Here is a 24,053-nt window from a genome sequence, read left to right on the forward strand (position 1 = left end):
TAAGGATGAATGTCAAATATGAGAAAAAATATACTTTTTTTAAGTTTGTTACTTGTTCTTTCTCTTGCTTCAGGCTCATGTAAGAAAATATCAAATAAAAATGAAAGTAAGGAGGTAATACTAGCAAGTTTCACTGTTTTATCGGACATAATTAGCAATATTGCTAAAGATGATTTTATTGTTAGATCAATAACGAAACCTGGAGTTGAAGTTCATGGCTACCAACCAACTCCAAGCGATTTGGTAAATGCCTCTAATGCTTTTGTTTTCATTGATAATGGATTTGGATTTGAATTATGGGCTGAAAAATTTGTTACTAATTTAAAAGTTAAAAGAATTACTGTCGCGGAAGATTTAAATCCTATTTTTATCAGTGAAGATTTTTATAAAGGGAAACCCAATCCTCATGCATGGATTTCTCCTAAAAGAGGGATCCAATACGTGGATATTCTCGTGGATTCTTTATCAGAATTGAGGCCATCCAAAAGGACATTATTTGAAGAAAATGGAAATCTTTATAAAGAAAAACTCTATAAAATAGATAAAGAATTCTCACTTTTTATTAATAACTTAAATAAAGAGAGGAGGTATCTAGTAAGTTGTGAAGGTGCTTTTTCATATTTAACAAATGATTATGGATTAGAGGAAGTATATTTGTGGCCAGTAAATGCTGAGAGTCAAATTACTCCTAAAAGAATGACAAGAACAATCTCACTAGTTAAAGAAAAAAATGTCCCATCTGTATTTTGCGAAAGTACTGTAAGTAACGAATCTCAAATAGTTGTCGCAAACGAAACTGGGGCTAATTTTGGAGGAAATCTTTTTGTTGATTCATTATCTGATGATAGTGGGCCTGCTAGTTCCTATCTAAAAATGCTTGAGCATAATTTGGATTTGATTAAAAAAGGGCTTTTTTGAATTATGGAAACAATTAATTATCAAAACTTTAGGATTGATGCTGAGAATATTTGCGTAGATTACAACGGTAAGGTGGCTTTATATGATGCCAATTTAAGGTTGAAACCTGGCCAGATTTGTGGGTTAGTAGGGATTAATGGTGCTGGTAAAACAACTTTTTTTAATGCTTTAACTGGCTTTGTAAATATTTCAAAGGGAAAAATTAGAATTAATGGAGAGTCTGTAAGATCTGCTCAAAAAGATCAGACAATCGCTTATGTTCCTCAAAATGAAGGAATTGATAGTCAATTTCCAATAAGTGTTTGGGATGTAGTGATGATGGGAAGATATGGTTCGATGAATATTTTTAGGTGTCCTAGAGAGTCTGATGTTCAGGCGGTTAAAGATGCTATTGAGAGAGTTGATCTTACTGATCATTTATCTACGCCTATTGGGAACTTATCTGGAGGTCAGAGAAAACGAACTTTTTTAGCTAGAGCAATTGCTCAAAGAGCTTCAATATTACTTCTTGATGAGCCTTTTTCAGGTGTTGATATAAGAACTGAGAAACTTATCTCGGAATTATTTATCCAATTTAAAAATGAGGGGAAAACTATATTATTATCAACGCACGATATGATTCATGTCCGTGAATTTTGTGATTTGGTTCTTTTAATAAATAAAACTGTTGTAGCTTACGGCGAGACCTCTGAAGTGTTTACCCCTGAAAATATTACAACCACTTTTGGAGGGATCTCACCTGATTTCTTGTTTGGACCTGAATCCTAAATTTTGAATTATATGGAGCTCTGTTCTTTTTTAACTTTAGATTCATTCATAACAGATCCTTTAACTCATGACTTTATGAGAAAAGCACTTCTTATGAGTTCATTGGTTGCAGCTGTTTGTGGTTTCCTATCAAGTTATTTGACTCTTAAAGGATGGGCTTTAATGGGAGATGCAGTGTCACATTCAGTAATGCCTGGTGTTGTGGTTGCTTATGCATTAGGTCTTCCTTTCTCATTAGGGGCATTTATTTTCGGAGTTGGTTCTGTAGCATTGATAGGGTTTATTAAACAGAAATCTAGAGTTAAGGAAGATACTGTTATTGGGTTGGTATTTACTGGATTTTTCGCTCTTGGAATTGTATTGGTTTCTAAGATTAAAAGTAATATAGATCTGCACTCTATTCTTTTTGGTAGTCCATTAGGAATATCACTTTCAGATGTAAAACAAACTATATTCATTTCTTTATTAGTCGTAATACTTTTATCAATTTTTAGAAAAGACTTAATGCTTTATTGTTTTGATCCTAGGCATGCAAAAACAGTTGGGATTAACGTATTTTTTCTTCACTATTTACTACTAACATGCTTATCTTTGGCAGCTGTTGTGGGCTTGCAGTCTGTTGGAATTATTTTGGTGGTTGCAATGTTGATTACACCAGGTGCTACAGCATATTTACTTACGGACAAGTTTGATAACATGACAGTAATTTCAGTATTAAGTGCAATTATCTCAAGCCTTATAGGAATATATGTTAGTTTTTGGTTTGATCTTGAAACAGGTGGATCAATTGTTTTAGCGCAAACTTTTATATTTTTATTCGCTTTTTTATTCGCTCCAAGATACGGGATATTTAAGTTAAAGAAATTATTTGCTGGGTATAAATGATAGTGGTTGAAGAAACTTTAAATAAAAAGTGGAATTGGTGGCCATTATTCCCTCTATATCCTTATGGGAAAAAGAAAACAATTTTAAGAGAATTAATTCCTGATCAAATATGGTGCTTGGAACAAATACAGGGACTTTATTATGTTGCGGTTCCAATAAGAATGACGGTAATAAAGGTTGATCATGGATTGATGCTATTAAATCCACTGCCTCCGACTAAAGAATTGATAAATGAGTTAGAAAAATTAATTGCGATTCACGGTAAAGTAAAAACAATAATTCTACCGAGTGCCTCTGGACTTGAGCATAAAATAGGACTGCCAGCTCTTTCAAGAATTTTTAAAGATGCAGAAATTTGGCTTTGTCCTGGACAATGGAGTTTCCCCGTAAATCTACCATTAGATTTTTTAGGAATTCCATCAAAAAGATCAAGAATATTGTTTGAGGAAGGTACTCCACATACAAACTCCTTTAAGTGGTCTTCATTAGGCCCCCTGAATTTAGGACTTGGAAGGTATCAAGAGATAAGCTGTTTCCATTATTCTACGAAAACTCTTCATGTAACAGACGCAATAATTGGAATAGACTCCACACCACCTGAGATATTTAATTTTGATCCAACTCCTCTTCTTTTTCATTCCAGGGAGAGAGGAGATGAACCTTTGATTGATTCCATCGAAAAAAGAAAGAAAGGATGGAAAAGATTAGTCTTATTTTCATCTTTTTTGAAACCAGGTAAATTAGATATTCCAACTTTAAAAAAAATATTTAAGTATTCATTCAAAAAAGATCTTCGAAATTGGAGATCTCATTTTGGTATTTATCCCTTTTCATGGGACGAAGATTGGGAATCCTCTCTTGTTGAAATAATGGGTAAAGATACTCCTAAGATTCAAATTGCACCAGTTTTACAAAAATTAATTTTTCCGCGTTCAAAAGAAGTTTTACTTAAATGGTTAGAAAATATCAAGTGTTTTGAAGATATGGAATATTTAATTCCAGCTCATTTTACAGCCCCCATAAAATTTACAATCGAAGATTGTCAAAAATTAATTAATGAAATTAATTCCCAAAAGTGGGACAAACTTTCTGATGATAATAAATTTTTGATGGGGTTATATAAAAAGTTATTTGAACTAGGAGTAATTCCTGAAGAAGTAAATCTTTAAGAACTATTATTCTTCAATAGACATGTTCTCATCATTTTTAAGAGTTTGTTCTAGCTCTTTTCTTTGCTCCATTTGTCTTAAGAAATATCCTGTCATCATTGCAGAGGATAATAAATTAGCAATATTATCTTTTGAAGATGTTATTTTTACATCAAATTGATCTGAAGGAAGCATTCCAAGAAGACCTTGAACATTATGTCTAATAATTTCTTGAATATCTTCACTAGCTGATTTTGCAACTCTTTGCAAAACTTCTGGAGATTGTTTTTGCAAATATTGGATTAAATCATTCTCATCGTTTGGATCATTATTTTCAGTAGCAAGAAATTCTGGATTAAACATTTCTACAACTTCAAGATATAAAAACCCTACAACATAAAGTACCCATTAATCTAAATTATTAAGAGCAGGGAACCGAATAGGTCCAATTTTATTAAAAGGCCAATATCTAAAAATAGCTTTACCAATAACCTTTTCATAGGGTAAAAATCCCCAAACATGGGAGTCCATACTGTTATTTCTATTATCTCCCATCACCCATAATGACTCTTCAGGGACAATAAAAGGCCCTATAGAATAATTAATATTTTTGTCAAAAACGTCATTTTTTTGTGCGATATCATTTAGGTAAAGGTCACCGTCTCTTACTTCTACCTTGTCTCCAGGTATTCCTATTACTCTTTTTATTAGTGCAGTATCTGCTTCATAACCAGCATTAATTAATTGTTCTGGAACTTTAAAAACAACTATTTTGTTTTTTAATTTTGTAAGATTTGACTTGGATGTGATTTTGGGGGTTATTTTCTCAACAAGAATTTTATCTTGTATTTGAAGAGTTGGAAGCATTGAACCGGATGGGATCCATCTTGGCTCTATAACCTGCCATCGTATAATTAAAGCTATAGAAATCCAGATTAAAAGATTTTTTAAATCCTTTAGTATTAAATTTCTTTTTTCTTGAGTTTTAGACATGTTTTATTTAATTCACTTATAAGAAAAATCCAAAAGCATTTATATAAATTATGACATCATCTGTTGAATGCAAAAATTTTCTTAGAAGTTTACAACTTTTGAATCTTCTCATAAAAATAGGAGTTCAAAATTTAATACTATGTCCTGGTAGTAGATCAGCACCTTTAGCAATGGCTTCTGGAGAATTAAATAAATTAGGACTGGTAAATATTTTTAATTCAATAGATGAGAGATCTGCTGGATTCCATTCTCTTGGGATTTCTGCTGCATCAGGTAATGTTTCTTTAGTTATTACTACTTCTGGAACTGCTGTAAGTAACTTATTGCCAGCAGCAGTTGAAGCAGACCGATCTTGTAAAGGTGTTATATTTCTTACTGCTGATAGACCCTTAAGATTAAAAGATTGTGGCGCTAATCAAACAGTAAATCAAGAAGATTTTTTGAGTTCAGTCTGCAGAAGGGTTTTAAGTACAAATCTAAATGGACTGCATGAAACACAAGAAAATGAAATCTTGAATTTAGTTCGAATTACTGAGAAACAAATATCAACCTTCCCTGGCCCTATTCATATAAATATTCCTATTGATAAGCCTTTAGGTATTTCATCTTTGAATAAAAAAAATGTATTAGAGGTTTTTGAGAGAATTTATTTAAAGAAAAAATATATCTTTCAGGAAGTTGAAATAAAGTCTGATAAAAACAAATTCTTAGAAATTTCAAAAAGTTTAAATTTAGATGAATCCGGCATTATTTTGGTAGGTCCCTATCAAGGTTCCATAAATGATTTAACTTCTTTCAATAAATCTTTAGAACGATTACAAGAAATTACAGGTTGGCCAGTATTTGCAGATCCTGTTTCAGGAGTTTATTCTGATTTGAGAGGATTAGTTGTGAATTGGGAATTAGTCTTAAGAAAAAATAAAAATTCGATAAATTGTCATCAACTTTTGAGGCTTGGCCCTATGTCATCCTCAATTGATCTGGAGAAGTTCTTAATAAACTTTGAAGGGATACAAATACTTATAAAAGAAAAAAACTATAGAAAATTGGACCCTATAAAAAAATCATTTGAATATGATTTTGGGCTATCAAATTTTACTAATCTATTGTTAGAAGAATTATCAATCAACGAAAAAAACAAAAAGTCTCTTACTCCTATGGCTCTAGATTTAATAGAGGAAGGCGACCAGATTAAAGAAATTTTAAAAGAGAAAATTACTCAAGGTAATCAAATTACTGAGTATATGCTTGCAAATCTTGTCCCAAAACTATGGCCAGCTGAAAATCCTATAATGCTTTCCGCGAGTAGCCCGATTAGAGATTGGCTTACATTTTCTGAGAATGGTACTTTAACAAGAAATTGTTTCAGCTTTAGGGGAGCTTCTGGCATAGACGGTACTTTATCTCTTGCATTAGGTATTTCTAGAATTAAAAATCCTCTACTTCTTGTGACTGGAGATTTGGCTTTTCTTCATGATATAAACGGTTGGCTGATTGAAAATTCAATCGATATTAATTTAACAATTCTTCTGATAAATAATAATGGCGGAAATATATTTAATCGTATTTATAAAGAAAATTTAAAAGAAGATGAATTAAAAAAACTTTTTCTTATGCCAAAAGAAATAAACTGGCCAAAACTCGCAGAGGGTTATCAAGTAAACTTCAAAAGTGTGGCAAATTTTAAAAAATTACGAGAGGCATTCGATTGGAGCATTTCTATCCAGAAATCTGTAATAATTAAAATTGATATTGATCCAGAAAATGAAATTTGTGAAAAAAATGCCCTGCTAGAAAAAATAATTGGCAGTTAAATTTATCATTTTCTATCTTTGAATAATTAGGTTTCATGAAAGTATTACCTGGTAAAACAACTTTAAATTGGTCAGAATGTAAATCTTATGAGGATATATTGTTTCACAAATCAGATGAGGGAATTGCGAGAATTGCCATTAATCGGCCTGAAAAAAGAAATGCATTTAGGCCACAAACTGTAGATGAACTCATTAACGCATTTAATATTGTAAGAAATGATGAAACTATTGGCGTAGTTCTTTTTACAGGTGCGGGACCTGACAAGCAAGGTATTTATTCTTTTTGCTCTGGAGGTGATCAGAGTGTAAGAGGTAAAAATGGATATAAAAATGATGAAGGGAAGCAGAGATTAAATGTACTTGAACTTCAAAGATTAATAAGAAGTTTACCTAAAGTGGTTATTGCCTTAGTTCCAGGGTTTGCAATTGGAGGAGGCCAGGTACTTCATTTAATTTGTGATCTCAGTATCGCCTCTGAAAATGCAATATTTGGTCAAACAGGTCCAAGAGTCGGTAGTTTTGATGCGGGTTTTGGATCTAGTTATTTGGCAAGACTTGTTGGTCAAAGAAAAGCAAAAGAAATTTGGTTTTTATGTAGAAAATATAATTCCAAGGAAGCTCTTAAGATGGGGTTGATAAATGCAATTACAAAGATTGAAGAATTAGAAGCTGAGGGTGTAATCTGGGCAAGAGAGATTTTACGAAATAGTCCAACTGCTATTCGTATTCTTAAAGCTTCATTCAATGCGGAGAATGATGGGATTGCGGGTATTCAAGAATTATCTGGATACACAACTCAATTATTCTATTCGACTGAAGAAGCTCAAGAAGGTAGAGATGCCTTTCTTGAAAAGCGTCCACCAGACTTTTCTGACTATAAGTGGACACCCTAGTTTATTTTTCAAAAGAACTTTTTAAATATTATCAATGAGAATTCTTCTTGCCGCTGCTGAATGTGCTCCAATGATCAAAGTTGGAGGTATGGGAGATGTGGTTGGTTCGTTACCTCCATCTTTGATAAAACTTGGTCATGATGTAAGAGTAATAATTCCAGGATATGGAAAATTGTGGAGTCTTTTAGAGGTATCGAACGAACCAGTCTTTAGAGCAAATACCATGGGCACTGATTTCGCAGTATATGAAGCAAAACATCCCATTCATAATTATGTGATTTACCTAGTGGGTCATCCAACATTTGACTCTGACCAAATATACGGAGGCGAAAATGAGGACTGGCGCTTTACATTTTTTGCTAGTGCTACTGCAGAATTTGCTTGGAATTGTTGGAAACCTCAAGTTCTCCATTGCCATGATTGGCACACTGGAATGATTCCTGTGTGGATGCATCAGGACCCCGAAATTAGTACTGTCTTTACAATTCATAATTTAAAATATCAAGGCCCTTGGAGATGGAAACTTGAAAAAATGACTTGGTGTCCTTGGTATATGCATGGAGACCACACAATGGCTGCAGCAATGTTGTATGCAGATAGGGTCAATGCCGTTTCTCCGACTTATGCAGATGAGATTAAAACCCATGAATATGGGGAAAGCCTTGAAGGTTTACTTAATTATATTTCAGGTAAATTAAGGGGAATTCTTAATGGCATAGATCTTGATGAATGGAATCCAGCTAAAGATCCAGTTTTACCTGCAAAATTTAGTATTAAGAATTTAGAAAATAGGCTAGAAAATAAAAAAATTCTGCAGAGAGAAATGGGTCTCGAAGTTAATCCTAAAAAATATCTTTTAGGTATGGTCAGTAGGTTAGTTGATCAGAAAGGGGTTGACTTACTTCTACAAGTTTCAAGAAGACTTTTAGCATATACCGATTCGCAAATAGTTGTTTTAGGGACTGGAGATAGATACTTAGAGTCAGGATTATGGCAACTTGCATTAGATTATCCAGGAAGATTTTCTGTATTTCTTACCTATGATGATTCTCTTTCAAGGCTTATATATGGTGGCTCTGATGCCTTTTTAATGCCAAGTAGATTCGAACCTTGTGGTATTAGTCAATTACTTGCTATGAGGTATGGTTCTATTCCTATAGTAAGGCGAGTAGGAGGTTTAGTTGACACAGTTTTGCCTCATGATCCAGAAAATAATAGTGGGACAGGGTTTTGCTTCGATCGATTTGAGCCAATAGATTTCTATACATCTTTAGTAAGGTCTTGGGAGGCCTTTAGGCATAAAGATAGTTGGGAATTATTACAAAAAAGAGCAATGAGCCAAGAGTTTAGTTGGCAAAGATCCGCACTCGAATACGAAATTATGTATAGGGATGTTTGTGGAATAAAAGAACCATCTCCTGATTTTGCTGAAGTTGAAAAGTTCTCTTACGGACAATCAGCTGATCCATCCTTAAAAAAAGTATGACTTAATTTTTGAATGGAATTCTCTTTATCAGAATTAAACAATGTTTTGGGGGATATTAAAAATCTAAGTGAGGGTAAAAGAGATTTTTTAAATTTTAGAAATATAAGTATTGATAGTAGAACTTTATTAAAAAATGAACTTTTTATAGCTATCAAAGGTAAAAATTTTGACGGACATAGTTTTCTTCCAGAGGTTTTAAATAAAGGAGTTAAATCAGTAGTAATTAGAAAAGGGATGCAGAAATTACTTCCAAGTGATTTTCCTTATTGGGTCGTAAATGACACATTAGAAGCATTTCAGAAATTGGCGTTGCTAAAAAGAAAAAAATTAAATATCCCTGTTGTAGCGATAACTGGTTCAGTAGGTAAAACAACAACAAAAGAAATGATTGGTGGAGTTTTAAATAAACTTGGAAGAATTAAATTATCTCATGCAAATTTTAATAATGAGATCGGAGTTGGTCTTACTATCTTTGCTACAGAGATAGAAGATAAAGTTTTAGTTCTTGAGATGGGGATGAGAGGTCCTGGACAGATCGAGAATTTATCTAAATTTAGTGAACCAGATATTGCAGTTATTACTAATATTGGAACAGCTCATATTGGTTTGTTAGGCTCGAAAAAAAATATTACTTATGCAAAGTGTGAAATTAGTAAGTTCTTAAATCCCAAGGGAGTTGTAATAATTCCAGCAAATGATCCATCTCTAGAGATAACTTTAAAAGAATTTTGGAAAGGTAGAGTGATAAAAGTAAGACTATTAAATATAGAAAACCTAAAGAGGAGTTTTAAGAAAGATGATAATTTGCGAGGATTTTATAATCCTTCGAAAAAAACAATTTTAATTGAAGAAAATACCTTTGAAATTTCATTAGAGGGATTTCACAATGCTTCGAATTTTTTATATGCTTATGCTGTTGCTAAAGAGCTAGGGATTGATTTTGCAAGTTTAAATAAATTTAATTTCGCAAGTTTAGAAGGAAGGAATAAAATTCTTAAATCAGTAAAAACAACAATATATGATGAGTCATATAATGCTTCGCCAGAGTCAGTAAAAGCATGTATTAAAACTCTCCTTGAAAAACCTAGAAATAAATTTTTCATATTTGGAAGTATGCAAGAATTGGGAAAAGAATCTGAAAAATATCATAAAGAAATATTCAGCTTAGTTAATAATTCAGACATAAAAAAATGTTTATTTATTTGCGATAAAAAAAATGAAAAAATTTACAGCAACTATCTAAAAGATAATAAAAAATTTTTAGTTTTTAATAATATTAAAGATGTACCTAAAGAGATAAACAAATCTACAAAAAAAGGTGATTCTATTCTTATAAAAGGGAGCAGATGTTGGCAGCTTGAAAAAATTATTGAATTAATTAATTAGATCAAGATTTCTTCCTTTCCCAATTTTCTATATTAACTTGCTTAGTTCTTGAGATTGCTAATGAATTATTTTTGGAGTCTTTGGTGATCACTGAACCGGCACCTGTTGTTACTGATTCCCCGAGATTAATAGGAGCAACAAAAACTGTATTTGCACCAATACTGGAATTTTTACCAATTTTTGTTTGATGTTTTTTCTGACCATCAAAATTTGCAGTAATAGTCCCTGCTCCTATATTTGTAGATCTTCCAATAATAGAATCGCCAATATAACTTAAGTGGTTTACTTTAGATTCTTCCTCTAATTGACTATTTTTGATTTCAACAAAATTTCCTATTTTGCTATAGGAAGATATTTTTGAGTTTGGTCTTATATGACTATAAGGACCAATTTTTATATAATCCATTATTTGTGAGTCATAAACAGTAGAGTTTGAAATTTCACAATGTAATCCCACATTAGAATTCTCAATAAAAGTATTTGGTCCAATAATGCAATGATTATTTATTTTGGCATTTCCTCTTATATGAGTATTAGCTTCTATGATTACATCTTTACCAATTTCGGCTTCTTCACTAATTGAACAACTTGCTTTATTTATAAAAGTTACACCATTGAGCATATGCTTTTCTTTAATTGAATTCTGAATATTTTCCTCGCACTCTGATAGTTGAATTCTGTTATTAATTCCCTGAAGCTCTCCATTGTCCTCTACCTCGAGGCTTAAGGAATTCTTTAGCAAAGATATTGTATCTGTTAGGTAAATTTCGTTTTGATTATTATTACTTTGCAAGGTATTAATTATTTTTGACAAGTTACCCCAGTTAAAACAGTAAATACCTGCATTTATTAATGAATTTTCTCGTTCTAGATCGTTACAATCTTTTTCTTCAACAATTCTCTCTATAAAATCCTCCTTCAAAAATACTCTGCCATATCCATGAGGATTTGTTTTCTTTGTGGTGATTAAAGAAACATCAGCATTTTTTGATTCGTGTAAACTTAAAAGCTTTTTTAGAGTCCTAGGCGTAATGAGTGGTACATCACCGTTAAGTACCAAAAGTTGCCCTTCGTGTTTTTTTACTTCTCTACAAAGTACTTGGATAGCATGACCAGTCCCCGATTGAGGTTCTTGAATAATAACATTGATTTTTTTATCATTTGGAATTGACTTTTGTACTTCTTTTGATTTGTGTCCTGTGATTACAAAGATTTGATCAGGTTTTAATTCAGCACACGAATCAATTACTCTTTGTAGAAGACTTTTGCCAGAAATTTTATGTAGAACTTTTGGCAATGAGCTTTCCATCCTAGTGCCCTTGCCTGCCGCTAATATCGCAACACTTAACATGTTTATTTGAAATACTTATTTAAATTTAACTCTTGACGGATAACTTCGTCATTCCCCACTTTTCTCTCCATTTATTTGTAGATAATAAATTTGATAATAATTGCTCATCTAATCTTTTCTTAATTATATCGTCTTTACTTGAGTTTAAATCTTTATCTCTATATGGAATACTAGCTTTAGTTAAGAGATGTTCCTCTTCCATCAAGGAAAGCTTTTCAAAATTGAAATTGGGTTTCAATTTATTCTTATCAAAATTTGATATTGCGACAGTTCCCTGACTCCAAAAAGTTCTGTTATTAAAACTTGGTTTAATAGTGAAAATCTCTAATCCGAAATTTCTTAAAGTTTTTCTTACTGCCGCTGAAGAAGAATAAGTTATTAAATAACCCTGAGAATTGAGCTTTTCCGCGACTTTAGATAAAAATTCAATTGTCCATACTTGTGGGCATTTTTGCGGAGAAAACCCATCTAAATAAATCAGATCGAATTTAATTGATGAAGGAATAATGTTGATTTTTTTTCTGGCATCACCCCATAAAAAACTGCATTTAAAAAATTGATCCTCAAAGTAATCTTTGCAATACAATGATTTAAATATTGTTTTGACTTTTGGATCCCATAATTTCAGGAAAGATTCATTTCTAAGTGAATATTCAAGAGGCTTTTTATCAATCTCCAAAGCATATAAATTTAAATACGATTTTTGTTTAATTAATTCATTTAATAAAGAAGCGGAATTGTATCCTAAACCAAAACATATATCCAAGACATTAAGAGATTTACCTTTAAATCTTTTCAAATTAGAAGTAGCTGTAAACTTTGATTTTGTCTCCTCCAGCGCACCTAATAGGCTATGGAAATTCTCTTGAAAAAATAAACTTCTTAATGAGTAACTCCCGTCCTTTGTTAAAACTTCAATTAATTCAGACAAAAACTTTTTAAATTAGTTAGTAAGTTTGGCGAGGTCTTCCCAAAAATTGGGATACGAGACGTTAGCAGCATCTGCCCTCATGATTTTTGAGGTCCCTTTGGCAAGAAGTGAAGCAATAGCAAGACTCATTGCTACTCTATGATCGGTCTCGCTGTCGACTTCCGCAGAATGAAATTTTGATTGTCCATTAATAATTAGCCCATCCTCTTTTTCTTTTATTTCAGCACCGAATTTTTGCAACTGTCTTGCCATTACTTTTAATCGATCAGTTTCTTTAACTCTTAATTCTTGGGCATCATTAATTTTAGAAACTCCATTACAAAAACAAGCAGCTACAGTAAGGATGGGAATTTCATCGATAAGTTTTGGGAGGATATCACCTTCAATAGTGAATGATCTCAAGTTATTTGCGCTCTTTACTTTTATAGAACCAATAGGTTCACCTGCAATCGTCGATTTATCTAAAATCTCATAATCGCACCCCATTGAGTCCATTACATTTAATATTCCTGTTCTAGTAGGATTTAATCCCACATTCTTAATTAAAATCTCCGAATTTGGAACAATAGATGCAGCAATCATCCAAAATGAAGCAGAGCTTATGTCCCCAGGGATTAATATTCTCTGACCAATTAAGTTACCCCCTGACTTTATAACTATATTCCTCCCAAGCTCTCCTCTGATACTTATGTCTGCTCCAAATGCTTTTAACATTCTTTCGGTATGATCCCTTGACGATGCGGGTTCTAGAACAGAAGTGGTTCCAGAAGCTTTGAGGCCTGCTAATAATATTGCAGATTTTACTTGAGCACTCGCTACAGGTGTCCCAATAACACATCCTTTAAGTTTATTTCCATCAATTGAAATTGGAGCTTTGTTACCTTTCTCCCTACCAAAAATTTTTCCACCCATTAAAGATAATGGTTTGCCCACTCTTCCCATTGGCCTTTTATTAAGAGAAGCATCTCCTGTTAAAATAAAATTCTTACCTTCTTGCCCCGCTAGTAACCCCATTAACAACCTCATGGTGGTTCCCGAATTCCCGCAATTAAGTATTTCTTTTGGCTCTTTTATTCCATCGAGACCCAATCCTGTAATCGTAAAAGATTCATCTTTTTTTATTTCTGGTATCTTTGCACCTAATTTTCTTAGACAATCAGCAGTTGAAAGTGGATCTTCAGAATGTAAAAATCCTTCAATAGTAGTTTCACCCTCAGCAATACTGCCTATTATCAAAGCTCTATGAGAGATAGATTTATCCCCAGGTACTTTAATTTTTCCTTTTATTTTGCCTCCACCTTTTAATGTACGGATATTATTCATTTTAAAATTAATACCTGATAAAAGTTTTTATAAATTCAAATTAGATATATATTATCAATAAGTTTGTTTTTAAAAAAAAATTATTCAAAGTAAGTAACTGTTTCTTATAATAATTTTAGAAAGGAGATTTGATCATTAATCTTACTTATTATCACGTTGCAAATGACGTTCCAGAAATAAGTCCTGATGTAGCTGTGGTTATTGATGTTCTAAGAGCCACGACTACAATTTCTTGGGCTCTAAAAAATGGAGCTGACTCAATACAAGTTTTTGCAGATTTAGACTTGTTGAAAGAAACAGCAATTAAATGGCAAGCTGATCAAAGATTAATGCTTGGAGAGAGAGGAGGGAAGAAGATTGAGGGATTTGATTTAGGAAATTCTCCTTTATCAGTCACAAAAAAAGTTGTTAATGGTAAAAGACTATTTATGAGCACTACAAATGGGACTAAATCATTGCAAAAAGTTCGAAATGCAAGTCATCTATTTGCAATGGGACTACCAAATAGGAAAGCAGTTGCTGAAAAAATTATTTCATTAAAATGTGATAATGTTTTAATCCTTGGGAGTGGTTGGGAAGGCTCATATTCACTTGAGGATTCTTTAGCTGCTGGTGCTTTGGCCTCATACATGCAAGAGAACAGTAATTTTGAAGTTAATATTCTCAATGACGAATTGCAGGCTGCTTTGGCACTCTGGGATTTTTGGAAAAATGATATTTTGAAATGTTTAAAAACAGCAACCCATGGCAAAAGATTGACAAGTCTTGGAGATTATGAGGATGATTTTAAATGTTGTTCTGAACTTGATTGCTTAGATATTGTTCCTGCTCAAGTTGAAAGAGGTATCATTCGTGCCTCATGATTTACGAATTGGTTCACTAGGAGTAAAGTCTTGACTGATTTTTTGGTAGCTGCATTGCAAATAACGAGTACTTCAAATGTTGAAGCAAATTTTGTTGAGGCAGAAGAACAGATTGAACTTGCGGCTAGAAGAGGTGCTGAGTTAATTGGATTGCCTGAGAATTTTGCTTTTTTAGGAGAAGATGACGAGAAACTTGAATTAGCTTCTGAATTGTCAACCAAGTGTACAAATTTCCTAAAGACTATGGCTCAACGATATCAAGTATTTCTTCTGGGCGGAGGATATCCTGTTCCTGCCGGTGATGATAGTCATATTTTAAATAGGTCAGCACTATTCGCTAAAGATGGACAGGTTTTAGCAAAATATGACAAAATTCACTTGTTTGATGTTGATCTGCCAGATGGAAATTTATATAAAGAATCATCTACTATTTTATCTGGAGAGGAATACCCACCAGTTGTTGATATTCCAGGTTTATGCAAAGTAGGATTGTCCATCTGTTATGATGTTAGATTTCCTGAGCTTTACAGATATCTGTCGTCCAATGGTGCAGAATTAATTATGATACCAGCGGCTTTTACCGCATTTACTGGTAAAGATCATTGGCAAATCCTATTACAAGCAAGAGCTATTGAAAATACAGCATATGTAGTTGCTCCAGCTCAAACTGGGATTCATTATGGGAGAAGGCAAAGTCATGGCCATGCAATGGTGATTGACCCATGGGGTACTGTTTTGTCTGATGCCGGGAAAACTCAGGGTGCCGCAATAGCACCTGCTGACAAAGAAAGAGTAAAGAAAATTAGGGAGCAAATGCCAAGCCTTAAGCACAGAAAAGGACAACTGTTTTCAAACTAATGTTAAAGTTTTTAAATATTAAACTTTTTCATTATTTAACTGTTTTTTTATTTTTAAATTCTGCAATTCTCCCTGTAAAATCTTCAAGTTCTTTGGCGGCATGGGCGTTAAAAACAAATGGGGTTTTAACACTAAGAACTAAATCAAATACAAATTTAAAAGCATACTATCAAAAGGCTAACAAAATATATGGTGATAGATTTTGGGTGGATTTTCCTGGAGAATTAAAAACTCCGAGATCAATAAAAGGTAATGGCCCAATAAAAGAAATTAGATTAGGTAAACCAAAAAAGGGTAAAACAAGACTAGTAATTGAATTTGAGGAAGAAACTAAATTAAATCCTTTGAATTGGCGAATGGTTGGCATAGACCAGAATATCTGGAAAATAAAACTCTTCTCACCAAGAAATTCATTTAAGAAGATCGGTGAAGGTGCAGTTGAAAAGATAAAGAGGCGTTCTACAGCAGATAGAAATAAAAGTTATAAGAACACCAGGGTTTATGAATACTCGGAATTGCCAAACGTAAAACAAAACAAATTTTATGTTGTTATTGATCCAGGGCATGGGGGAACTGATCCTGGTGCAATAGGTATTGGTGGGATAAGAGAGACAGATGTTGTTCTAGAGGTCTCCAAAATTGTTGAAAAGTTGCTTTATAAGAAAGGTGTGAAAGTAAGCTTAACTAGAAGAAATGAAGTCGATTTGGATTTACCTCCAAGAGTTTCCTTCGCTAACAATACTAATGCGGATATCTTCGTAAGTATTCATGCAAATGCCTCAAGAGGGAAAAGAAGAGATATTAATGGGTTAGAAACCTTTTATTTTAGGGGGTGGAGAGGTCGATTACTCGCAAAAAAAATTCAAAAACAAATCCTTAGAGTTTCTCCTGGTAGTCCTGATCGAGGAGTTAAACAAGGTAGATTTTACGTGATTAAAAATACTAGTATGCCAGCAGTTCTTGTAGAAATTGGATTTTTAACTGGAAGATTAGATTCAAGAAGATTAGAAAAAAATGCGCATCGTAAAAGAATAGCTTATGCAATTGCAAAAGGTATACTTGAATATCTTTCTCAAGTAGGGTGAAACTTAAAGTAGGTATATTTGATAGTGGTATCGGAGGTTTTACAATCCTAAATTCTTTGCTGAAAACTCGTAAAGATGTTGAAGTTTTTTATTTGGCTGATACAAAAAGAATCCCTTTTGGGAATAAAAATTTTGAAGAGATAAGATATATTGCAAAAGAAATTTGCTCCTTTTTTAAAGAAAAGAATTTGGATGCACTTTTAATAGCTTGTAATACTACAAATGCATGTGCACTTGATATCTTAGAAAATAATTTAAAGATTCCTTGTTTCGACCTTATAAACTCAGTTTCAGAAATAGTTAACAAACAGGTAATTGGTGTTTTGGCAACTCAAACTACAGTGAGATCATCATATTACAAAAACGCTATAAGTTCTAAAAAAGAAAATTTAAAAATATTTCAACAAGAATGTCCAGAATTTGTACCAGAGATTGAAAAAGAAAAGTTAAATTTAAAAAATTTAAATTATCTTTCTGATCTCTATTTAAGACCACTATTAAGTAAAAATATTGAAGAATTAATACTTGGATGTAGTCATTATCCTTTAATTTATGATTTTTTAAGAAAAAAAATAGACTCAAATATAAAAATTATTGATCCATCAAAAGCCTTAACAAAAAAATTTAATGAATCTTTTGCACCCCCAAAAACTTATTGCTGTGAAAGTATTTTTTACGATAATGTAAGATTCTTTGTTACGGCAGAAAAAGAAGAATTTTCCAAAAAAGTAAAAATTTGGCTTGAAATTAATAAAGAAATTAGGTTAGTTAACCTCCGAAGCAATGTTTGATTCTTTAATATATAAAAGAGGTCAATCATGAACACAGTTACAAAACTACTACAACCAGTTGAAAATGATCTTGATGATCTTATTCTTGAACTGAAAAATTTAATAGGAGCTGGTCATCCAATTCTTCAAGCCGCAGCTGAACATCTTTTTAGTGCTGGAGGTAAAAGACTTAGGCCAGGAATTGTTTTACTAATTTCAAAAGGAATTTCATCTGAATTCAGTCTGACCTGTAAACATAAAAGACTTGCTGAAATCACCGAAATGATTCATACAGCGTCATTAGTTCACGATGATGTTGTTGACGAGGCTTCCACTAGAAGGGGAGTTGACACTGTTCATAGCAGATTTAATACTAGGGTTGCTGTACTGGCAGGTGATTTTTTATTCGCTCAAGCCAGTTGGCATTTGGCCAATCTTGATAATGTGGACGTAGTTAAATTACTAAGTAGAGTAATAATGGATTTAGCAGAGGGTGAAATTAAACAAAATTTAAATAGATTTGATTCGGCTCAATCTTTTTCCAAATACATTAATAAAAGTTATTGTAAAACAGCATCATTAATCGCTAATAGTTGTAAAGCTGCTGGGGTTCTGAGTGGTCTTAACGATGAAAAATTAACATCTTTGTATGATTTTGGTAAAAATATTGGTTTGGCTTTTCAAGTTGTAGATGACATTCTGGATTTTACTGGAAATGATAAACAATTAGGAAAACCTGCAGTCAGCGATCTTGCAAGTGGTTATCTTACTGCACCAGTTTTATATGCCTTAGAAGAAAATAAGAAATTGTCTGTTCTTATTAATAGAGAACTTGCTGAAAAAGATGATTTAGATGATGCCCTAAGTATCATTATGAATTCTAAAGCTATCGAAAGTTCCAGAAAACTAGCTGAGGACTTTGCAATGCTTTCTAAGGAAGCCCTTGTTTGGCTTCCTGATTCAGAATATAAAAGGGCTTTAATGGCTCTTCCAGAATTTGTTCTAAGCCGTATTTATTAGATCTATCAAAAATATATTTTTGAGCTAAATTAATATTAAAATTTTTTAAAACTATAAATTTTTCGACTAAATTTAATAAACATAGATTTATTTAATGTCCTTAGATAAAAAAAATTCAATCAATAACATACTTGAAGAAAAGAGAATCTTCCCACCATCAAAAAAATTTGCAGAAAACTCAAATATTAGTTCTCAAGAAGAATTACTAAGCTTAAAAAAACAAGCATCAGATAATCCTATTCAATTTTGGGAATCTTTTGCAAAATCTGAATTAAATTGGTTTGAGCCATTTCAAACTGTATTAGATAGCAATAATGCACCTTTTTTTAAATGGTTTAAAGAAGGAAAACTCAATATTACATATAACTGCTTAGATAGACATATAAAGAGAGGGTTTGGAGGAAAGACAGCACTTATATGGGAAGGTGAACCCGGAGACAGCAAAAAATATACTTATGAAGAACTTCTAAAAGAGGTATGTAAAGCAGCCAATGCATTAAAAGCAATTGGAGTAAAAAAAGGAGATTTGGTTTGTATTTATATGCCGATGATTCCTGAAGCGATGTTTGCGATGTTAGCTTGTGCAAGAATTGGCGCTCCTCATTCAGTTGTCTTCGGAGGATTTTCAGCAGAAGCTTTAAAAGATAGATTAATTGATGGAAATGCCAGATTTGTTATTACTGCGGATGGCGGGTTTAGAAAAGATAAGGTAGTTGAACTTAAGCAAGCAGTTGATGCGGCAATTGAAAGTGGGGCAGATAAAGTTGTTGAAAAAGTAGTAGTTGTTAAACGAACAAAAAAAAATATTTCGATGGTTGATGATAGAGATTTATGGTGGCACGAGTTATTAAAAGATCAAAAAGATCATTGTAAACCAGAAATAATGAATAGCGAAGATAGACTTTTTATACTTTATACTTCAGGCTCAACTGGAAAGCCCAAGGGTGTTGTTCACACCACAGGTGGCTATAATCTTTGGTCCCATTTAACATTCAAATGGATTTTTGATTTAAAAGATGATGACATTTACTGGTGTACTGCTGATGTTGGTTGGATTACAGGCCATAGTTACATAGTTTATGGGCCCTTATCTAATGGTGCTACAACCTTAATGTTTGAGGGAGTGCCAAGACCCTCAAATTTGGGAGCTTTTTGGGAAATTGTTCAAAAATATAAGGTTTCTATTTTTTATACTGCGCCAACTGCAATAAGAGCATTTATGAAGTCTGGTCGTGAAATACCTGATAAATATAATCTGGAGAGTTTAAGACTTTTGGGCACAGTTGGAGAACCAATTAACCCTGAAGCGTGGATTTGGTACAAAGATGTTATTGGTAAAAATAAATGCCCTATTGTTGATACTTGGTGGCAAACTGAGACTGGTGGAGTGATGATAAGTCCCTTGCCTGGAGTTGTCGCTACAAAGCCAGGTTCAGCTACTTACCCGTTACCAGGAATTGAAGTTGAAGTCGTTGACAAGAATGGAGAAAAGGTAAAGGAAAATGAGGGTGGTTATTTAATTATTAAGAAGCCTTGGCCAGGAATGATGAGAACAATTCATGGTAACTCAGAGAGATATTTAGAGAGTTATTGGGAATATATTTCTTTTAAAGGAGAAAAGAATGTATACTTCGCTGGAGATGGTGCTCGGATCGATGAAGATGGATATATATGGATTATGGGAAGAGTTGATGATGTTATTAGTGTTTCAGGTCATAGGTTAGGAACAATGGAAATTGAATCTGCTTTGGTCAGCCATAAATCAGTTGCAGAAGCTGCTGTTGTAGGAAGAAGAGATGATCTAAAAGGTGAAGTTATAGTTGCTTTTGTATCTTTAGAGAAAGAAGTTAACACTTCTTCAGAATTAGTAGATGACTTAAAGAAACATGTTGTAAATGAAATTGGAATTATTGCGAAGCCTGAAAAAATTATAATTTCTGACTCGCTTCCCAAAACGCGTAGTGGAAAAATTATGAGGAGGATCTTGAGATCTTTGGCTTCCGGAGAAAAAATTAGTGGAGATATAAGTACTCTCGAAGATAGTTCTGTTTTGGAAAAGTTGAAAGAAATATCTTAATCAGATTCATCAATTAAACTGGAAATTTTTTTTATAGTCTTTCTTTTAAAATCATCATCAGCCCAGTCCCCCAATAAATTTTCTCTAAATCCTGCACTAGCAATTGTTGTGTGTGTTCCTTTTAATATTATCCCCTTAGAATTGTCTTCTTTTCGTACTTTAAGGATGGATAGTAATTTATCTGTTTGATCTAATTCGTCTGTGTTGAATTTTATTAGGAAATTATTTTTTTGATTATAAGTTTTTTCAATTATTCGCAAAGTCCTTTCAGGACTTGGACTGAATTCACTATTAAATTCTAATTTTTGTGAAATCTGTTTTAATAATGGAATTGATTTATTGGCACTGAAATTATTGAAACTGATTGATATGAATTTTTCGCAATTTCTTCCACCATCTGGAGAGATCAAATGAAGTTTACAGCCAAGGCTATGCCCAATTCTTATTGAAGGAATTGAGGCTCCTATTCTTTTAGCTAATGATAATCGGCAATTCTTAAAATCTTTCCATGCTCTAATAGCAAGCTGTTGGTGATCAAATTGTGGAGTGTACTTAAATGCATGTACGGCATAATTTTTATTTATTAAGCTTTCTATGAATCTTCTATAGGTTATATCTGGTTTAGAGGCCAGATAACTTCCACCAATGAATTCCACAATTTTCTTTGGATTTGAAGGCCAAAAACAGTAATTTTGAAATTGATATTTTGCAAAAGTCATTTTTATAAATTTATTTTTATGTCTAAGTAGATTTCAAAAATTATTCTTTTGATCAAATTTTAATTTATATTAATTTAAAAGATATTTTTATTAAATGCGTCAAGATAAATAAAAGTGTTTTCAGAGAATTGGAACTATTTAACAAAAAAGAATTAAATCAATTGGATTTCCTTAAAGATCAGATTAATAGTGAACCTTCCAAAAAAAGTGTAATTAATCAAAGTGAAAAAATTGAAAAAATTTTAATTCTTGATACTGAAACAACAGGTTTAGATGAAAATAAAAATGAAGTGGTAGAGATAGGTGCTATTTTGTTTGATGTAACGCATAAATGTGTCCTTTCACAGGTCTCATTTTTATTCCCAGTTAATAGTAATGAAGCAGAACATGTAAATGGTATTTCTTCAGAAGTAACTAATATCTCTCAACCATGGAGAGATGGATTGAATTTCTTTTTAAAACTTGTAGATTATTCGGATTTCATTGTTGCTCATAATGTAGAGTTTGATAAAAAATGGTTTGGGAAAGGAAGATTACCAAAGATTAATAAAAGATGGATATGCAGTTTAGAGGATATTAATTGGTCTTTTCAAAAATCACTAAAAATAAGACCTTCGGTAACTGATTTAGCCCTTTCTTTTTCAATACCAGTTTGGAATTTACATAGAGCTTTATCTGACTGTTTTTATATATCTGAGGTCTTCAAAAAATGTGAGAACTTAGAGGGACTTTTACTTAAAGCCACTGAACCGAGGTTTTTATACAAGGCTTTGGTTAGTTATGAAGATAGGTCTTTAGCTAAAAATGCTGGTTTCAGATGGAATAGTCCTGTGCAAGGAGCTTGGTCAAGAAAATTAACTAATGATGAGGCAAAAAATCTTGATTTTAGAGTAGAGATTTTAAATTAATATTTAATAAATTTTTGACTAAGAAAATATTTAGTGCATCTTGCAGGGCATCCATTTATTACCCATTTTATGTGCCCCAATACATCCGTATTTTGAGGCAGCTTTTTCAGCCTCTTTTTTAGTGTTGAAGAGATCTGACATCATATTTTCCTTGTTTGAATTTGAAATTTGTTTGGAATGATTATGATTATTGTTATGAGAATTAGGTGAATACTCCCATATCCCCATAGTAGTAACACCGGCAGAGATAATTCCCATCCCTACTACTGATAAATTAACTATTCCCATTGCTACAGCACCAAAAGAAAATACACCCATTGGGACTACCCCAATACTTATTACTCCCATTGGTACTATTCCTATTGAAACTATACCAAGAGGTGCTATTCCAAAAGCAATTTTTTTTGGTTTTGTACCGCAATGCTGATTCTCTTTACTTTTTTTATTTCCCAATAGTTTTTCTAAATGTTAAATTTAAATTGTCTCACAGAATAAACAATTAAAGATTAATTTCTAGATCAATTAAAAACTTTGAATTATTTTTTAGAACTTTGAATAACTTAAAAAATCTAAGAGGAACAGTAGACTTATTTCCTGATCAATTAATAAAGTGGCAAAATGTTGAGAAAATTGTATTGGAACAGCTTTCGAGAGCATCCATCAAAGAAATAAGAACACCAATATTGGAAATGACCGAATTATTTATAAGAGGAATTGGTGAAGGCACAGATGTTGTCAGCAAGGAAATGTATACATTTCTTGATAGGGGGGAGAGATCATGCACTCTCAGGCCTGAAGGAACAGCCTCAGTCGCACGTGCCTTAATACAAAATGGAATATCGTCTAGTACTCTTCAAAAACTTTGGTACATGGGTCCTATGTTTCGATACGAAAGACCTCAAGCAGGCAGGCAAAGACAGTTTCATCAATTAGGCGTTGAGTTTATAGGGCATGATTCAGTTAGAAGTGATGTTGAAATTATTGCTTTAGCTTGGGATGTCTTAGGTAAATTAGGAATAAAAGAACTTAATCTTGAAATAAATACGTTAGGTGATACTAATGACAGATCAAATTTTCAAAAATCCTTTTTAAAGTGGCTAGAAATAAATAAAGATTCTCTAGATTTAGATTCTCAGAATAGGATTACTAAAAACCCTTTGAGGATTTTGGACTCAAAGAATTTACAAACAAAAAAAGCTCTTGAAAATGCACCAAGATTATTTGATTTTTTGTCTAAAAAAAGTCATAACAGATATTCAGACTTAAAAAAACAATTAGAGGATTTAAAAATACCTTACGTGGAAAATTTTAATTTAGTAAGAGGTTTAGATTATTACACCCATACAGCCTTTGAAATTACTAGTGGTGCTTTAGGCTCCCAGGCTACAGTTTGCGGGGGAGGAAGATACGATGATTTAATAAAACAAATGGGAGGGCCAAATACCCCGGCAATTGGATTTGCTATTGGTTTAGAAAGATTAATCTTACTTGCGGGAAAAGAGCTTGAAGTTCCAAGAAATACTGACATTTATATTATTAATCAAGGCTTAATTGCTGAATCATTAGCCATGGATCTATCTAGAAAATTAAGAAATTATGATTTGATAGTTGAGCTGGATTTAAGTGGAGCCTCATTTTCTAAACAATTTAAAAAGGCAAATAAATTAAAATCTAAAAGTATTATTGTAATTGGTGATGATGAGGCAGCTAAAAGAGAATTTTTAATAAGACTCTTTGATCGATCAGTTAATGGTAATAAAGAAGAGGTTATATCTTTTGAGAATGATATTAAATTAGAAAAGTGGATTAATAATAACTTGCTTGAAAAGTGATGCTCTTGCTGTTAATTATAATTTT

The 24,053-nt window shown here is 32.5% G+C and carries 23 protein-coding genes; 16 read left to right on the forward strand and 7 right to left on the reverse strand.

Annotation, left to right across the window (positions count from 1 at the left end; translation table 11 throughout):
• Window positions 1–18 precede the first annotated feature (18 nt).
• Genes HA151_RS03150 through HA151_RS03165 form a run of 4 tightly spaced genes read left to right on the forward strand, consistent with a single transcriptional unit; the run spans window position 19 to window position 3,740 of the window.
• Window positions 19–918 (forward strand): metal ABC transporter substrate-binding protein, encoded by a 900-nt coding sequence (locus HA151_RS03150; protein ID WP_209106138.1) that lies wholly within the window; start codon window positions 19–21, stop codon window positions 916–918.
• 3 nt (window positions 919–921) lie between these two features.
• On the forward strand, window positions 922–1,686 hold the full coding sequence (locus HA151_RS03155; protein ID WP_209106050.1) for a metal ABC transporter ATP-binding protein: 765 nt from the start codon (window positions 922–924) through the stop codon (window positions 1,684–1,686).
• A 12-nt stretch (window positions 1,687–1,698) separates the two neighbouring features.
• On the forward strand, window positions 1,699–2,571 hold the full coding sequence (locus HA151_RS03160; RefSeq protein WP_032514960.1) for a metal ABC transporter permease: 873 nt from the start codon (window positions 1,699–1,701) through the stop codon (window positions 2,569–2,571).
• The gene (locus HA151_RS03165) at window positions 2,568–3,740 is read left to right on the forward strand and encodes a DUF4336 domain-containing protein (protein ID WP_209106051.1); all 1,173 of its coding nucleotides are present in this window, start codon (window positions 2,568–2,570) and stop codon (window positions 3,738–3,740) included. The genes HA151_RS03160 and HA151_RS03165 overlap by 4 nt, the downstream gene beginning before the upstream one ends.
• 6 nt (window positions 3,741–3,746) lie before the next feature.
• Here HA151_RS03165 and HA151_RS03170 read toward each other — a convergent pair whose 3' ends face one another.
• Both HA151_RS03170 and lepB read right to left on the reverse strand, forming a co-directional pair.
• Window positions 3,747–4,082 (reverse strand): DUF760 domain-containing protein, encoded by a 336-nt coding sequence (locus tag HA151_RS03170; protein ID WP_012007422.1) that lies wholly within the window; start codon window positions 4,080–4,082, stop codon window positions 3,747–3,749.
• A gap of 45 nt (window positions 4,083–4,127) precedes the next feature.
• Window positions 4,128–4,712: a signal peptidase I gene (gene lepB / locus HA151_RS03175; RefSeq protein ID WP_209106052.1), complete on the reverse strand. Its 585-nt coding sequence runs from the start codon at window positions 4,710–4,712 to the stop codon at window positions 4,128–4,130.
• 50 nt (window positions 4,713–4,762) lie between these two features.
• Between lepB and menD the strand changes: the two genes are divergently transcribed.
• Genes menD through HA151_RS03195 form a run of 4 tightly spaced genes read left to right on the forward strand, consistent with a single transcriptional unit; the run spans window position 4,763 to window position 10,291 of the window.
• Window positions 4,763–6,526: a 2-succinyl-5-enolpyruvyl-6-hydroxy-3-cyclohexene-1-carboxylic-acid synthase gene (gene menD / locus HA151_RS03180; RefSeq protein ID WP_209106053.1), complete on the forward strand. Its 1,764-nt coding sequence runs from the start codon at window positions 4,763–4,765 to the stop codon at window positions 6,524–6,526.
• A 35-nt stretch (window positions 6,527–6,561) separates the two neighbouring features.
• Window positions 6,562–7,419 carry a 1,4-dihydroxy-2-naphthoyl-CoA synthase gene (gene menB / locus HA151_RS03185; protein ID WP_209106054.1) on the forward strand — a complete coding sequence of 286 codons (858 nt, stop codon included), beginning with the start codon at window positions 6,562–6,564 and terminating at the stop codon, window positions 7,417–7,419.
• A gap of 34 nt (window positions 7,420–7,453) precedes the next feature.
• On the forward strand, window positions 7,454–8,905 hold the full coding sequence (gene glgA, locus HA151_RS03190) for a glycogen synthase GlgA (protein WP_209106055.1): 1,452 nt from the start codon (window positions 7,454–7,456) through the stop codon (window positions 8,903–8,905).
• Window positions 8,906–8,917: 12 nt separating this feature from the next.
• Window positions 8,918–10,291, forward strand: coding sequence for a UDP-N-acetylmuramoyl-tripeptide--D-alanyl-D-alanine ligase (locus HA151_RS03195; protein ID WP_209106056.1), 1,374 nt, complete (start codon window positions 8,918–8,920; stop codon window positions 10,289–10,291).
• Window position 10,292: 1 nt separating this feature from the next.
• Here the strand turns inward: HA151_RS03195 and glmU are convergent, their stop codons facing one another.
• The 3 genes from glmU to aroA are packed head-to-tail and all read right to left on the reverse strand — an operon-like array spanning window position 10,293 to window position 13,896.
• Window positions 10,293–11,642, reverse strand: a complete 1,350-nt coding sequence (gene glmU, locus HA151_RS03200) for a bifunctional UDP-N-acetylglucosamine diphosphorylase/glucosamine-1-phosphate N-acetyltransferase GlmU (RefSeq protein WP_209106057.1) — start codon at window positions 11,640–11,642, stop codon at window positions 10,293–10,295.
• 25 nt (window positions 11,643–11,667) lie between these two features.
• Window positions 11,668–12,573 carry an MnmC family methyltransferase gene (locus HA151_RS03205; protein ID WP_209106058.1) on the reverse strand — a complete coding sequence of 302 codons (906 nt, stop codon included), beginning with the start codon at window positions 12,571–12,573 and terminating at the stop codon, window positions 11,668–11,670.
• Between the two features lie 12 nt (window positions 12,574–12,585).
• Window positions 12,586–13,896, reverse strand: coding sequence for a 3-phosphoshikimate 1-carboxyvinyltransferase (gene aroA / locus HA151_RS03210; RefSeq protein WP_209106059.1), 1,311 nt, complete (start codon window positions 13,894–13,896; stop codon window positions 12,586–12,588).
• A gap of 134 nt (window positions 13,897–14,030) precedes the next feature.
• On the opposite strand from aroA, the gene HA151_RS03215 reads away from it, so the two are divergent.
• From HA151_RS03215 to acs, 6 genes are all read left to right on the forward strand, one after another.
• Entirely contained in the window at window positions 14,031–14,759 is a 729-nt protein-coding gene (locus HA151_RS03215) for a 2-phosphosulfolactate phosphatase family protein (protein WP_209106139.1), read from the forward strand.
• Window positions 14,760–14,789: 30 nt separating this feature from the next.
• Window positions 14,790–15,617 carry a carbon-nitrogen hydrolase family protein gene (locus tag HA151_RS03220; RefSeq protein WP_209106060.1) on the forward strand — a complete coding sequence of 276 codons (828 nt, stop codon included), beginning with the start codon at window positions 14,790–14,792 and terminating at the stop codon, window positions 15,615–15,617.
• A complete protein-coding gene (locus HA151_RS03225; RefSeq protein ID WP_209106061.1) occupies window positions 15,617–16,702 on the forward strand; it encodes an N-acetylmuramoyl-L-alanine amidase in 1,086 nt (361 codons plus the stop codon). Before HA151_RS03220 ends, HA151_RS03225 begins: the two co-directional genes overlap by 1 nt.
• Window positions 16,699–17,493, forward strand: coding sequence for a glutamate racemase (gene murI / locus HA151_RS03230; protein WP_209106062.1), 795 nt, complete (start codon window positions 16,699–16,701; stop codon window positions 17,491–17,493). Before HA151_RS03225 ends, murI begins: the two co-directional genes overlap by 4 nt.
• Window positions 17,494–17,520: 27 nt before the next feature.
• Window positions 17,521–18,492, forward strand: coding sequence for a solanesyl diphosphate synthase (gene sds, locus HA151_RS03235; RefSeq protein ID WP_209106063.1), 972 nt, complete (start codon window positions 17,521–17,523; stop codon window positions 18,490–18,492).
• A gap of 94 nt (window positions 18,493–18,586) precedes the next feature.
• Window positions 18,587–20,569 carry an acetate--CoA ligase gene (gene acs, locus HA151_RS03240; protein WP_209106064.1) on the forward strand — a complete coding sequence of 661 codons (1,983 nt, stop codon included), beginning with the start codon at window positions 18,587–18,589 and terminating at the stop codon, window positions 20,567–20,569.
• Here acs and HA151_RS03245 read toward each other — a convergent pair.
• Window positions 20,566–21,288, reverse strand: coding sequence for a DUF1350 family protein (locus HA151_RS03245; protein ID WP_209106065.1), 723 nt, complete (start codon window positions 21,286–21,288; stop codon window positions 20,566–20,568). The genes acs and HA151_RS03245 overlap by 4 nt on opposite strands.
• 128 nt (window positions 21,289–21,416) lie before the next feature.
• Between HA151_RS03245 and HA151_RS03250 the strand changes: the two genes are divergently transcribed.
• Window positions 21,417–22,196, forward strand: coding sequence for a 3'-5' exonuclease (locus tag HA151_RS03250; RefSeq protein WP_209106066.1), 780 nt, complete (start codon window positions 21,417–21,419; stop codon window positions 22,194–22,196).
• Window positions 22,197–22,226: 30 nt separating this feature from the next.
• Here the strand turns inward: HA151_RS03250 and HA151_RS03255 are convergent, their stop codons facing one another.
• A complete protein-coding gene (locus HA151_RS03255; RefSeq protein WP_209106067.1) occupies window positions 22,227–22,649 on the reverse strand; it encodes a hypothetical protein in 423 nt (140 codons plus the stop codon).
• 98 nt (window positions 22,650–22,747) lie between these two features.
• Here HA151_RS03255 and hisS point away from each other — a divergent pair, with 98 nt between their 5' ends.
• Complete coding sequence (gene hisS, locus HA151_RS03260) at window positions 22,748–24,028, forward strand: histidine--tRNA ligase (protein ID WP_209106068.1); 1,281 nt, start codon at window positions 22,748–22,750, stop codon at window positions 24,026–24,028.
• Window positions 24,029–24,053 lie beyond the last annotated feature (25 nt).

Origin of the sequence: Prochlorococcus marinus XMU1419 (assembly GCF_017695955.1) — a bacterium.
In the GTDB taxonomy this organism is placed as follows: Bacteria; Cyanobacteriota; Cyanobacteriia; order PCC-6307; family Cyanobiaceae; genus Prochlorococcus_A; species Prochlorococcus_A marinus_AD.

Coding starts and splice junctions, on each gene's coding strand:
- menB (WP_209106054.1), top strand. CDS start 6,562: ATGAAAGTATTACCTGGTAAAACAACTTTAAATTGGTCAGAATGTAAA.
- glmU (WP_209106057.1), bottom strand. CDS start 11,642: ATGTTAAGTGTTGCGATATTAGCGGCAGGCAAGGGCACTAGGATGGAA.
- menD (WP_209106053.1), top strand. CDS start 4,763: ATGACATCATCTGTTGAATGCAAAAATTTTCTTAGAAGTTTACAACTT.
- HA151_RS03165 (WP_209106051.1), top strand. CDS start 2,568: ATGATAGTGGTTGAAGAAACTTTAAATAAAAAGTGGAATTGGTGGCCA.
- glgA (WP_209106055.1), top strand. CDS start 7,454: ATGAGAATTCTTCTTGCCGCTGCTGAATGTGCTCCAATGATCAAAGTT.
- HA151_RS03195 (WP_209106056.1), top strand. CDS start 8,918: ATGGAATTCTCTTTATCAGAATTAAACAATGTTTTGGGGGATATTAAA.
- acs (WP_209106064.1), top strand. CDS start 18,587: ATGTCCTTAGATAAAAAAAATTCAATCAATAACATACTTGAAGAAAAG.
- sds (WP_209106063.1), top strand. CDS start 17,521: ATGAACACAGTTACAAAACTACTACAACCAGTTGAAAATGATCTTGAT.
- HA151_RS03225 (WP_209106061.1), top strand. CDS start 15,617: ATGTTAAAGTTTTTAAATATTAAACTTTTTCATTATTTAACTGTTTTT.
- lepB (WP_209106052.1), bottom strand. CDS start 4,712: ATGTCTAAAACTCAAGAAAAAAGAAATTTAATACTAAAGGATTTAAAA.
- aroA (WP_209106059.1), bottom strand. CDS start 13,896: ATGAATAATATCCGTACATTAAAAGGTGGAGGCAAAATAAAAGGAAAA.
- HA151_RS03170 (WP_012007422.1), bottom strand. CDS start 4,082: ATGTTTAATCCAGAATTTCTTGCTACTGAAAATAATGATCCAAACGAT.
- HA151_RS03150 (WP_209106138.1), top strand. CDS start 19: ATGAGAAAAAATATACTTTTTTTAAGTTTGTTACTTGTTCTTTCTCTT.
- HA151_RS03155 (WP_209106050.1), top strand. CDS start 922: ATGGAAACAATTAATTATCAAAACTTTAGGATTGATGCTGAGAATATT.
- HA151_RS03245 (WP_209106065.1), bottom strand. CDS start 21,288: ATGACTTTTGCAAAATATCAATTTCAAAATTACTGTTTTTGGCCTTCA.
- HA151_RS03160 (WP_032514960.1), top strand. CDS start 1,699: ATGGAGCTCTGTTCTTTTTTAACTTTAGATTCATTCATAACAGATCCT.